Below are 11,177 nucleotides of genomic sequence, written 5' to 3'. Positions count from 1 at the left end.
GCCCCAGCCAGCCGCGCATCCCCGACCGGTCGCGCCCGCCCGCCTCCTTGACCGCGGCCAGGAACCGCTCGCGCGCCGCGGCGTCGAACGCGGCGCCGCGGGTGAGCACGGCAAGGGACACGGGACGGCCGTCCTGGGCCTGACCCAGGTAGACGAAACCGGCCGGCGCCGTCTGCAGGCGCGCCTGGACCACGAACGGCCCCAGCCGGGGAGGGTCGCCGTACTGCAGGGGACTTGCCACGTTTGCCATGAAAGCACAGACGTGGCGTCGTGCACGTTTGCGGCGCGTTTGGTGGAATGGCCTCTATGAGCGTCGCCGAAGAGTTGCCAGGCGGAAACGACGCGGCCCTGCTGCGTCAGAGTCTCGACGGGGTCCGGCGTGTCATCGTCGGCCAGGACCACATGGTCGAAAGGCTCATCGTGGCCCTGCTGGCGCGCGGGCACTGCCTGCTCGAAGGCGTGCCGGGCGTCGCCAAGACCCTCGCCGCCTCCACCCTGGCCACCGTCGTGGGCGGCACGTTCGCCCGGATCCAGTTCACACCCGACCTCGTGCCGAGCGACATCATCGGCACCCGCGTCTACCACCCGTCCAACGAGAAGTTCGACGTCGAGCTCGGCCCCGTGTTCGTCAACTTCCTGCTGGCCGACGAGATCAACCGCGCCCCGGCCAAGGTCCAGTCGGCGTTGCTGGAGGTGATGGCCGAGCGCCAGGTCACCCTGGCGGGCGTCACCCACCCGCTGCCCAAGCCGTTCATCGTGCTGGCCACCCAGAACCCCATCGAGTCCGAGGGCGTCTATCCGCTGCCCGAGGTGCAGCGCGACCGGTTCCTGTTCCGGGTGCGCGTGCGGCACCCGACCGCGCAGGAGGAGCTGCAGATCCTGCAGCGGATGAGCGTCACCCCGCCGGTTCCCGAGCGGGTGCTCGACCCGCAGCGGCTGCTGGCCCTGCAGCAGGCCGCCGAGGAGGTCTCGGTGCACCAGCTCGTCGCCGACTACGTGGTACGCCTCGTCATGGCCACCCGCGCCCCCGCCGAGTACGGCCTGGCCGACCTGACCGACACCATCGAGATCGGCGTCAGCCCACGCGCCACCCTGGGACTGGTCTCGGCGGGGCGCGCCCTGGCGCTGCTGCGCGGCCGCGACTACCTGCTGCCCGACGACATCCGCGACGTCGCCGTGGACGTCATGGGCCACCGGCTCATGCTCACCTTCGACGCCCTGGCCGACGGCGTCGATCCCGAGCAGGTCGTCCGCCAGATCCTGCAGGCCGTGCCCCCGCCCCTCGTGGTCTGGAACCAGAACCGTTGACCATCAATGAGCTGACCACCACGGGGCGGCCGATGAACACCGCGGAGCAGGCGCTGCGGCGCCTGGAGCTCACCGTCACCCGCCGGCTGGACGGCCTGCTCCACGGCGCCCACCAGGGGCTGCTGCCCGGCGCGGGCACCGAGGCCGGCGACAGCAGGGTCTACGTGCCCGGCGAGGACGACGTGCGCCGCATGGACTGGGCGGTCACCGCCCGCACGACCATCCCGCACGTCCGCGACCTCGTCGCCGACCGCGAGCTGGAGACCTGGGCGCTCGTCGACCTGTCCCCCAGCATGGACTTCGGCACCGCCGACACCGACAAACGCGACCTGGTGGTGGCCGCCGTCGGCGCGATCGGCTTCCTGTCCAGCCGCCTCGGCGACAGGTTCGGCGCGTTCGTCATCCACGACGAGTACGTTCACCGTATGCCCGCACGCACCGGCCGCCCCGCGCTCTACGGGCTGCTGCACTCCCTCATGGACGCCCCGCGCGGCCGGATCGTGGACGACCCGCCCGACCTGGCCGAGGGCATCGAGATCCTGTCGGCCGCACGCAGGCGGCGGGGCATGCGGGTGGTCGTCTCCGACTTCCTCGACCCCCGCCCCGACCTCCACCCCGACGCCGAACGCCCCTGGGAGCGCCCCATCAGGCGGCTGTCGGCCCGCCACCAGGTGCTGGCCATCGAGATCATCGACCCGCGCGAGCTCGAACTGCCGGACGTGGGCCGCGTCGCGTTCGCCGACCCCGAGACCGGGAACGTACGCGAAGTGCACCTTTCGCCCAAAGTGCGGCAAGCGTACGCGGAGGCCGCGGCCCTGCAGCGCGAGGGCACCCATCGGGCCCTGCGCAGGGCCGGCGTCGCCCACCTCGTCCTGCGCACCGACCGCGACTGGGTGTTCGACGTCGCGCAGTTCATCCTGCGCCAGCGCCGCATGAGCCACCTGTCCCCCAGGAGACCGACGTGACCGACGTGAGCAAGACGACGACCAGCCACGGGGCGGAGGCGACGCCGTGACGTTCCTCGCGCCCGGCTGGCTGTGGTTGTTCGTCCTGCTGCTGCTCCTGGTGGCCGGCTACATCATCGCGATGTTCGCCCGCCGCCGCTACACCGTGCGCTTCACCAACCTGGCCCTGCTCAACCTCGTCGCCCCCGCAGGGCCCGGCTGGCGCCGGCACGTGGCGCCCGCGCTGTTCCTCGTCATGATGGCGCTGCTGGTCATCGGCGCCGCCAAGCCCGCCGACCAGGTGCGCGTGCCGCGCGACCGCGCCACCATCATGATCGCCCTGGACGTGTCGCTGTCCATGGAGGCCGACGACGTCCAGCCCGACCGCATAAGCGCCGCCAAGGCCGCCGCGCAGGCGTTCGCCAAGGAGCTGCCCGACCGGTTCAACGTGGGCGTGGTCTCCTTCGCCCGCTCGGCCAACGTGATCATCGCCCCCACCACCGACCACGAGGCCGTGGTCACCGCGATCGGCAACCTCAGCACCCGCCCCGGCACCGCGATCGGCGAGGCGGTCTTCAACGCGCTGGAGTCGGTCCGCTCGTTCGACCAGCAGGCCGCGACCGACCCGCCGCCGTCCGCGATCGTGCTGCTGTCCGACGGCGACAACACCTCCGGCCGCACGGTCAGCGAGGCCATCGAGGCAGCCCAGCAGGCCCGCGTCCCCGTCTCCACCATCGCGTACGGCACCCAGGAGGGCACCGTCAACATCGACGGCCGCCCGGTGAACGTGCCGGTCAACAAGCAGACCCTGCAGTCGTTGTCCGACGGCACCAGCGGCCGGGCCTACACCGCCGAGTCCGGCAGCGAGCTGCGCGAGGTCTACGAGCAGATCGGCACCTCCCTGGGCTACCGGCTGGTCAGCCAGGAGATCACCCAGTGGTTCATCGTGGCCGCGATCATGGCGGGGCTGGTGGTGGCGGGCGCCGCGGTGCTCTTCGGTTCGCGGATCCCGTAACGTTTGGCGACGTGGCCCACTACTTCTCCGAGCAGCCGAAGACCGCGAGCAGGCCGGGCACGGTCGATCTGGTACTGCCCGACCTGCATCTGCGGCTGGAGACCGACAGCGGCGTGTTCTCCCCCGAGCGCGTCGACGTCGGCACCCGCGCGCTGCTGGAGACCGTCCCGGCGCCGCCGCAGGAGGGCGACCTGCTCGATCTGGGCTGCGGCTACGGTCCCATCGCGCTGACGATGGCGTCGCGGGCGCCGGGGGCGACGGTGTGGGCCGTCGACGTGAACCGGCGGGCCCTGGAGCTGACCGAGCGGAACGCCCAGGCCGCCCGCCTTGACAAAGTAAGATCGGTACATGTCGACGAAGTGCCGGATGACGTGAAATTTCGGGCCATCTGGTCTAATCCTGCGATCCGCATCGGGAAGCAGGCCCTGCACGACATGCTCACCAGGTGGCTCACCCGGCTGACGCCCGACGGCGTGGCCTACCTGGTCGTCCAGAAACACCTCGGCTCCGACTCCCTGCAGCGCTGGCTCGGCGAGCAGGGCTGGCAGGCCTCCCGCGAGGCCAGCCGGGCCGCCTACCGCATCCTGAAGGTGACCCGATGAGAAGGCAGCTGCGCCCCACCGACGTCAAGCGGCTCAACCGCACCTGGCGCAGGAACACCGGTAACCGCCTCGGCCTGATCATCGAGTCGGTCACCGGCCCGTTCAACATCGGCTCGATCTTCCGCAGCGCCGCCGCGTTCGGCGTCGACCAGATCTGGCTGGCCGGCAACGCCACCCCGCCCACCAACCCCAAGGCGGGCAAGACCGCCCTCGGCACCGAGCGGCTGGTCACCTGGCACGAGCCGATGCCGGCCACCGAGGCCGTCAAGGCCGCCAGGGAGGACGGCTACGCGGTGCTGGCCATCGAGCTGACCGCCGAGGCCGTGCCGCTGCACCGGGCCGGCCTGGCGCGCGACGTGTGCCTGGTGGTCGGCAGTGAGGACCACGGCTGCTCCCCCGCCCTGCTCGACGCCGTCGACGGCGCCTGCTACATCCCGCAGGTCGGCCGGGTGGGCTCGTTCAACGTCGCCGTGGCGGCGGCCATCGCGCTGGCGGAGGCGCGCCGTCAGGAATGGCAGAATCTCCCCGATTCGTAACCTCACCGTTCACCCGGGAAGGGCATACTTCCTGTCGTGCCGATCCGCCGATTCGCCTTCCTCGACCATCCGGCTCCGCTGGCCTTCGCCCACCGCGGAGGGGCGCTGGAAGGAGCGGAGAACTCCATGGCCGCCTTCGAGCGGGCGGTCGAGCTCGGGTACGTCTATCTGGAGACCGACGCGCACGCCACCGCCGACGGCGTGCTGCTGGCCTTCCACGACCACACGCTCGACCGGGTGACCGACCGGCGCGGCCGCATCTCCGAGCTTCCCTACCGGGAGGTCAGGCACGCCCGCATCGGCGGGGTGCACGAGATCCCGCTGCTGGAGGACCTCCTCGGCACCTGGCCGGAGGCACGCTTCAACATCGACGTCAAGGAGGCGGCCGCCATCGCGCCGCTGGCCGAGGCGGTGCGCCGCACCAACGCCTACGACCGCATCTGCCTGACCTCGTTCTCCGACGAGCGCCTGGTGCTGGCCAGGGCGGCGCTGGGCCGTGAGGTGTGCTCGGCGCTCGGGCCGCGCGGCGTCGCCGCGCTGCGCGCCGCCGCGACCACCTCCGGCTACGGCCGCCTGCTGGCGAGCCTGTCGCGCGCCGGGGTGCCCTGCGCGCAGGTGCCGATCGGCTTCCGCGGGCTGCGCGTCACCACGCGCGCCCTGGTCCGCACCGCCCACGCCATCGGCATGCAGGTGCACGTGTGGACCATCAACGACAGCGCGCGGATGGAGCGCCTGCTCGACCTCGGGGTCGACGGCATCATGACCGACGACCTCACCGGCCTGCGCGACGTGCTGCGACGGCGCGGCGTGTGGCATCCCGGCCGCCAGGTCGCCTGAGGGCGCGACACCCTTCTCCGTAGACCCCCACCGGGCGGCCGCCTCCCCGGCCGCAGAGAGCGACACCAACGATGCCCGAACCCGCACCCCCAGCCGCTCTTGACGACTCCCCCACGGCGCGCCGGCGCGAGCAGCGCGGCTGGTACGTCTACGACTGGGCCAACTCCGCCTTCTACACCACGGTCATCTCGGTCTTCCTGGGCCCGTACCTGATCCCGGTGGCCAAGATGGCGGCCTGCGCGCAGGACTTCCCGTCGGTGGCCTCCGCCACGTGCGTGGACACCTTCGACCAGCTGGCCGCCGCCAACCCCGGCCTCGGGTACGTCGACGTCTTCGGCGCCGACATCCGGCCGGCCGCGTTCTTCGGCCTGATCACGACGGTCGCGGTGTTCCTGCAGATCCTGTGGCTGCCCATCGTGGGCGCGCTGGCCGACCACACCGGCCGCAAGCGGGAGATGCTCGGCGGGTTCGCCTACCTCGGCGCGCTGGCCACGATGGGGCTGTTCTTCGTCGAGGGCGACCGCTACATGCTGGGCGGCGTGCTGTTCGTGCTGGCCAACCTGGCCTACGGCTCCTCGATCGTGGTCTACGACTCGTTCCTGCCGCAGATCTCCAGCGCGCAGGAGCGCGACGCGGTCTCCTCGCGCGGGTGGGCCATCGGCTACCTCGGCGGCGGCCTGCTGCTGGCGCTCAACCTCGTGCTGTTCCTGCAGCACGAGAGCCTCGGCCTGGACGAGGGCATGGCGGTGCGCATCTGCATGATGTCGGCGGGCCTGTGGTGGGCCACGTTCACGATCGTGCCGCTGCTGCGGCTGCGCAACCGGCCCGTGCCCCGGCACGAGACCACGGCGCTGGCCTCGGTCGGCGGCAGCTTCCGCCAGCTGTGGCGGACGCTGTCCGGGCTGCGCCAGTATCCGCTGACGCTGCTGTTCCTGGTGGCGTACCTGGTCTACAACGACGGCGTGCAGACGGTCATCGGCAACAGCGCGGCCTTCGCCTCCGAGGCGCTCAAGCTGGACCAGACCGTGCAGATCACCGCGATCCTGATGGTGCAGTTCGTCGCGTTCTTCGGCGCGCTGCTGCTCGGCCGGCTGGCCCGTACGTACGGCACCAAGCGGACGGTGCTGGCCAGCCTGGTGCTGTGGACGGCGATCGTGGCCATGGGCCTGTTCGTGGCCGAGGGGCAGGCGCTGCAGTTCTACCTGATGGCGTTCGCGATCGCGATCGTGCTGGGCGGCACGCAGGCGTTGTCGCGGTCGCTGTTCTCGCTGGTGATCCCGAAGGGGCGGGAGGCCGAGTACTTCAGCCTGCTGCAGATCAGCGACAAGGGGTCGGCGTTCATCGGCTCGTTGACGGTCACGATCGCGCTCCAGCTGACCAACAGCTACCGCATCGCCATCGTGTCGATGGTCATCTTCTTCGTCGTCGGTTTCGTGCTGCTGGCCCTGACGAACCTGCCCAAGGCCATCCGGGCGGCCGGCAACGAGGTGCCCGACCGCGTCTGACCGCGAGACACTCCGCGGCCCGGAAGAACGCCCGGAAGAACGCCCGGAAGAACACGGTCACCGATCCATGGCGAGAGCACCGCTCTTGACACGAGCGTGCCGAACGGAGAGCATTGCTCTCGTATTGGAGCGATGACCTCTTCAAGGAGCGCCGATGGCCACCCGACCCGCACCCTTGCTCACCGCCGCGGCCTTCGCCGTCGGCGGTGTGCTCTTCTTCCTCTATCCGGCGATCCGTCCCTCAGGCGACGACGCCGTGGCGATGGCCTCCACCGGCTGGGTGGCCGGGCACGCCGCCGCCATGGCCGGGTTCGTGCTGCTCGGCCTGGCCGTGCTCGGGCTGCACCAGCTGCTCGGCGACCGCCTGTCACTGCGGGCGGCGGCGATGACCTGGGCGGGCGCGGGCCTGACGCTGCCGTACTACGGGGCCGAGGACTTCGGCCTGAACGTCATCGCCCAGCGCTCCCTGCGCGACGGCACGCCCGCGCTGATGGAGCTGGCCGAGCAGTTCAGGTACGGGCCCGTCGCGATGCCCATGTTCGCCGCCGGGCTGCTGCTGCTGGCCGCCGGAACCGTCATGGCGGCGGTCGCCGTGTGGCGCTCCGACGTGCTGCCGAAGTGGAGCGGGACGGCGCTCGCGGTGGCCTTCGTGCTGTTCGTCCCGCAGTTCTTCGGGCCGTACCCGCTGCGCGTGGCCCACGGCGCCCTCGTCATGGTCGCCGGCCTCTGGATGGCGGCCGTCGTGGCCCGCTTCCGCGGATCGCCGGGCCCGTCGGCCCGCGTAACCCCTGTACGGGCGGCCCATCGGTGATCTCGTGAAGAACCGAGGCCCCAAGCGCGATTGGATCACCTCACGGATGGGAATCCCATCACGGTACCAAGCGTTAACCACCGTGGGAGACAGACCCCCCACGCAAGGGGGCCCTGTAGGAGGCATTTAAACATGGGCGAGCGCGCGCTTCGTGGCACCCGGCTCGGGGCAACCAGCTACGAGAACGACCGTAACACGGATCTGGCCCCACGCCAGGAGGTGTCTTACACCTGTCCCAAGGGCCATCGCTTCGAGGTTCCGCTTGCCGCTGAGGCTGAGATCCCCGCGACGTGGGAGTGCCGCATGTGCGGCGCCACCGCGGTACGCGTGGACGGCGAGCAGCCGGAGTCGAAGAAGACCAAGCCCCCGCGGACGCACTGGGACATGCTCCTGGAGCGGCGGTCCATCGAAGACCTCGAGGAGGTGCTCAACGAGCGGCTCGCAGTCCTGCGGGCCCAGCGTCGCAAGAGCGCCTGATTTCCTCTCACGGTGAAACCCCCGGGCAGCCCGCCCGGGGGTTCTGCTTTTCTCTCAGCTGACCTCTCATTCTCAGCTGACCTCTCAGCTGACCAGGGCCTGCGTCGCCGACTCCTTCAGCCGCGCGTTGGCCCACCGCGCCTGGCGCAGCGTCTGCGGATGGCAGCGCTGGGCGAGCGCGAGCAGTTCGGCCTGCCGGGCGCCCTGCGCGGCCTGCGCCAGCAGCTCCCAGTCCAGCGACACCCCGGACGCCACCCTGTACAGGTGCCGCAGGTCGGCCAGCAGGAGCAGCGCGGGCTCGGGGCGGCGGCCCAGCCACTCCGCGGCTTTCTCCCGCAGCCGGTCCACCGGCCCGTGGTCGCCGGACGGCGACGGGTCGAGGTCGAGCCCGTAGGCGCGGCCGATCTCGGCGAGGTCGCGTACGTGGTCGGCGCACCAGCGGGCGAGGTCGCGGGCGACGTGATACGTCTCGTGGTCGGCCTTGTGCCGCTCCGACATCCGCAGCAGCACCTGCCGCAGCTCGTTCTCGGAGCGATGGAGTTCGCGCACCACCAGGTCGAGCTTCACGCCGCGCCTCCTTCCCGCACTCGGCCCGACACGCGGCCGGCTCCCGGTTCCTGTCCCGACTCCCCCGCCAGCGCCTGCGGGCCGCCGGTCGTGGCCGGCACGCCGGTGCCGGCGGGCCGGGCGGCCGCGGTCGTCGGCGCCGCGGACGGCCCGCCGGCGCCCCGCTCCACCAGCGTGACCCGGGCCGCGGCGGTCTTGAAGAGCGGCTGCTTGGAGACCGGGTCCCAGTCGGTGGTCGTCAGTTCGTTAGCCGCCCTGCCGGACCGCTCGTCCTCGGGCCGGTGCCCGCCGGGCCGGTCCCAGTAGCCGTAGTGGAAGGGCAGGAACACCACCCCGTCGCGCATGCCGGTCACCCGCAGCCGCGCCCGCACGGCGCCGCGCGACGTCGCCACCTCCACCAGGTCGCCCTCCGCGAGGCCGAGGCGGCGCGCGTCCGCGGGCGACAGCTCGACCCACGGCTCCGGGGCCGCCCGCTGGAGCTGGGGCACGCGCGCGGTCTTCGTCCGGGTGTGGAAGTGGTAGACGGTGCGGCCGGTGATGAGCCAGAAGGGGTGCTCGCCGCCGGCCTCCTCGTGCGCAGGCAGGTACTCGGCGGCCTTGATGATCGCCCTGCCGCCGGGGTTGAGCGCGCGGTACTCGGTGTCCGACAGCGGTGCGCCGGTGACGAGATCGTGCCCGAAGTCCTCGCAGTCGCCGGGCGCGCTGCGGAACCGGCCGTCCGCGTACAGGCGCTCGGTGCCGTCCGGGTTCCGCGCATCGCACGGCCACTGCACACCGCCGCCGCGGAGCAGCTCGTACGTCAGCCCGCTGTAGTCGCACGGCCGGCCCCGCGAGCACTCCTTCCACGCCTCGAACGCGCCCTCGGCGTCGTGCCACTTCACCAGCGGCGCGCCGTCCTTGTCCGTCAGCTCCAGGCGGCGGGCGAGATCGAGGAGGATGTCGAGGTCCGGACGGGCCTCGCCGGGCGGATCGACGGCCTTGTCCGACAGGTGGACCGTGCGGTCGGCGTTCGTCAGCGTGCCGGTCTTCTCGCCCCACGTCGCGGCGGGGAGCACCACGTCGGCCATGAGCGCGGTCTCCGACGGGAAGATATCCTGGACGACGAGGAACAACCGCTCCTGCTCCAGGATCGACCGCACGCGGGCCAGCTCGGGCAGCGACACGGCCGGGTTGGTGCCGGTCACGTACAGGAACCGCAGCGACCCCTCCTCGGCGTAGCGGAGCATCTGCATGACGTGCGTGGGCGGCGCGTAGTGCGGGATGACCAGCGGGTCGACGTTCCAGACGCGGGCCAGGTCGCGTACGTGGTCGTCGTTCGACCAGTTCCTGAAGCCCGGCAGGTCGCCGTCGGCGCCGCACTCGCGGGTGTTCTGGGCGCTCGGCTGGCCGTTCATCTGCAGCACCCCGCAGCCGGGACGGCCGAGCATGCCGCGTACGAGGTGGATGTTGTTGACCTGGACGGCGGCGGCCGTGGCCTGGTGGGACTGGTAGAAGCCCTGCAGGACGGTGGACAGCAGCCGGTCGGCGGTGCCGATGATCCGGGCGGCCTCGCGCAGGTCGTCCACCGGCACGTCGCAGAGGCGGGCGGCCTCCTCGGCCGGAAAGTCGCGCACCCGCTCGCGCAGTTCCCCGAAGCCGACCGTGTGCTCACGGATGTAGCGCTCGTCGATCCAGCCGTTGGCGATGATCTCGTGCAGCAGGCCGTTCATCAGAGGCACGTTGGTGCCGGGCCGGTTGGCCAGGTGCACCGCCGCCGCGCGGGCCACGGCGGTCTCGCGGGGGTCCACGCAGACGAGCCTGGGCGGGTTCGGGCCCGCCAGCCGGTCGAGGACCCGGCTCCACAGCACGCTCTGGGTCTCGGCCATGTTGTGGCCGTACAGGGCGATGACGTCGGCGTGGTCGACGTCGGTGTACGAGCCGGGCTGCCCGTCACAGCCGAAGGACTCCTTCAGCGCGGCCGCCGCCGTGGCCGTGCACAACCGGGTGTTGCCGTCGACGTGGTTGGTGCCGATGCCGCCGTGGGCGATGAGGGCCAGCGTGTAGTACTCCTCCAGGAACAGCTGGCCGGTGGTGTAGAAGCCGATGGCGCTGGGCCCCTGCTCGGCCAGGAGTTCTCTGGCGCGGCCGGCCACACGGTCCATCGCGGTGTCCCAGTCCGTCTCGACCAGGCGGCCGTGCTCGCGGATCAGCGGGCGGCGCAACCGGTCGGGGGACTGACCGGCCTGCCACCCGTACAGATCCTTCGGGCCGAGACGGCCGCGGTTGACACGGTCCCCGGCGCGCCCGCGGACCCCGGCGATGCGGCCATCCTTGACGGCGATGTCGAGAGCGTCGCCGTTGCTGTGCAGGATGGTCGCGCTCGGCACCCAGCGATCCACGTCATGCTCGGCGAGCCCCTGTTCGAGGAAGGAGTCGACGCGCACCGGCCAGGTGTCGCCCGGCCCGTACGGCGTCCGCGTCCCCCATGGCTCGGCGATCCTGTCGACCTGTGGCATGCGTCCTCCCGGGAGTCGTAGATCCCGGATCGCATGCCCGCGGACACCGGCCCCATACGTACGCGGGGCGCGAGAAACCG

The 11,177-nt window shown here is 71.6% G+C and carries 11 protein-coding genes and 1 pseudogene; 9 read left to right on the top strand and 3 right to left on the bottom strand.

Annotation, left to right across the window (positions count from 1 at the left end; translation table 11 throughout):
* A pseudogene (locus E1286_RS04285) lies at positions 1 to 250 on the bottom strand (hypothetical protein); the annotation flags it as partial.
* A gap of 56 nt (positions 251 to 306) precedes the next feature.
* Between E1286_RS04285 and E1286_RS04280 the strand changes: the two are divergent.
* The 9 genes from E1286_RS04280 to E1286_RS04240 all read left to right on the top strand — a co-directional run bounded on the left by E1286_RS04280 (position 307) and on the right by E1286_RS04240 (position 8,035).
* Positions 307 to 1,308 carry an AAA family ATPase gene (locus E1286_RS04280; RefSeq protein ID WP_132608953.1) on the top strand — a complete coding sequence of 334 codons (1,002 nt, stop codon included), beginning with the start codon at positions 307 to 309 and terminating at the stop codon, positions 1,306 to 1,308.
* A gap of 32 nt (positions 1,309 to 1,340) precedes the next feature.
* Positions 1,341 to 2,273, top strand: a complete 933-nt coding sequence (locus E1286_RS04275) for a DUF58 domain-containing protein (protein WP_132608967.1) — start codon at positions 1,341 to 1,343, stop codon at positions 2,271 to 2,273.
* A 46-nt stretch (positions 2,274 to 2,319) separates the two neighbouring features.
* Positions 2,320 to 3,267 (top strand): VWA domain-containing protein, encoded by a 948-nt coding sequence (locus E1286_RS04270; RefSeq protein WP_132608952.1) that lies wholly within the window; start codon positions 2,320 to 2,322, stop codon positions 3,265 to 3,267.
* An 11-nt stretch (positions 3,268 to 3,278) separates the two neighbouring features.
* Positions 3,279 to 3,869 carry a class I SAM-dependent methyltransferase gene (locus tag E1286_RS04265; RefSeq protein WP_132608951.1) on the top strand — a complete coding sequence of 197 codons (591 nt, stop codon included), beginning with the start codon at positions 3,279 to 3,281 and terminating at the stop codon, positions 3,867 to 3,869.
* Entirely contained in the window at positions 3,866 to 4,405 is a 540-nt protein-coding gene (locus E1286_RS04260; RefSeq protein WP_132608950.1) for a TrmH family RNA methyltransferase, read from the top strand. Before E1286_RS04265 ends, E1286_RS04260 begins: the two co-directional genes overlap by 4 nt.
* Before the next feature lie 36 nt (positions 4,406 to 4,441).
* The gene (locus tag E1286_RS04255; protein ID WP_132608949.1) at positions 4,442 to 5,242 is read left to right on the top strand and encodes a glycerophosphodiester phosphodiesterase family protein; all 801 of its coding nucleotides are present in this window, start codon (positions 4,442 to 4,444) and stop codon (positions 5,240 to 5,242) included.
* Positions 5,243 to 5,313: 71 nt separating this feature from the next.
* Positions 5,314 to 6,747: an MFS transporter gene (locus E1286_RS04250; protein WP_132608948.1), complete on the top strand. Its 1,434-nt coding sequence runs from the start codon at positions 5,314 to 5,316 to the stop codon at positions 6,745 to 6,747.
* A 154-nt stretch (positions 6,748 to 6,901) separates the two neighbouring features.
* Positions 6,902 to 7,558 (top strand): hypothetical protein, encoded by a 657-nt coding sequence (locus E1286_RS04245; protein ID WP_132608947.1) that lies wholly within the window; start codon positions 6,902 to 6,904, stop codon positions 7,556 to 7,558.
* Between the two features lie 132 nt (positions 7,559 to 7,690).
* Positions 7,691 to 8,035 (top strand): RNA polymerase-binding protein RbpA, encoded by a 345-nt coding sequence (locus E1286_RS04240; protein WP_043625492.1) that lies wholly within the window; start codon positions 7,691 to 7,693, stop codon positions 8,033 to 8,035.
* Between the two features lie 84 nt (positions 8,036 to 8,119).
* Here E1286_RS04240 and E1286_RS04235 read toward each other — a convergent pair whose 3' ends face one another.
* Both E1286_RS04235 and E1286_RS04230 read right to left on the bottom strand, forming a co-directional pair.
* Positions 8,120 to 8,602, bottom strand: a complete 483-nt coding sequence (locus tag E1286_RS04235; RefSeq protein ID WP_132608946.1) for a hypothetical protein — start codon at positions 8,600 to 8,602, stop codon at positions 8,120 to 8,122.
* Positions 8,599 to 11,097: a molybdopterin oxidoreductase family protein gene (locus tag E1286_RS04230; protein ID WP_132608945.1), complete on the bottom strand. Its 2,499-nt coding sequence runs from the start codon at positions 11,095 to 11,097 to the stop codon at positions 8,599 to 8,601. The genes E1286_RS04235 and E1286_RS04230 overlap by 4 nt, the downstream gene beginning before the upstream one ends.
* Between the last annotated feature and the right edge of the window lie 80 nt (positions 11,098 to 11,177).

The organism is Nonomuraea terrae, from assembly GCF_004348995.1.
Classification (GTDB): Bacteria; Actinomycetota; Actinomycetes; order Streptosporangiales; family Streptosporangiaceae; genus Nonomuraea; species Nonomuraea terrae.
This window is presented reverse-complemented; position numbering and strand designations above follow the sequence as displayed.

Bases quoted from the DNA above. Each gene is read 5' to 3' on its own strand.
- E1286_RS04245 (WP_132608947.1), top strand. From the start codon at position 6,902: ATGGCCACCCGACCCGCACCCTTGCTCACCGCCGCGGCCTTCGCCGTC.
- E1286_RS04230 (WP_132608945.1), bottom strand. From the start codon at position 11,097: ATGCCACAGGTCGACAGGATCGCCGAGCCATGGGGGACGCGGACGCCG.
- E1286_RS04250 (WP_132608948.1), top strand. From the start codon at position 5,314: ATGCCCGAACCCGCACCCCCAGCCGCTCTTGACGACTCCCCCACGGCG.
- E1286_RS04280 (WP_132608953.1), top strand. From the start codon at position 307: ATGAGCGTCGCCGAAGAGTTGCCAGGCGGAAACGACGCGGCCCTGCTG.
- E1286_RS04240 (WP_043625492.1), top strand. From the start codon at position 7,691: ATGGGCGAGCGCGCGCTTCGTGGCACCCGGCTCGGGGCAACCAGCTAC.
- E1286_RS04260 (WP_132608950.1), top strand. From the start codon at position 3,866: ATGAGAAGGCAGCTGCGCCCCACCGACGTCAAGCGGCTCAACCGCACC.
- E1286_RS04275 (WP_132608967.1), top strand. From the start codon at position 1,341: ATGAACACCGCGGAGCAGGCGCTGCGGCGCCTGGAGCTCACCGTCACC.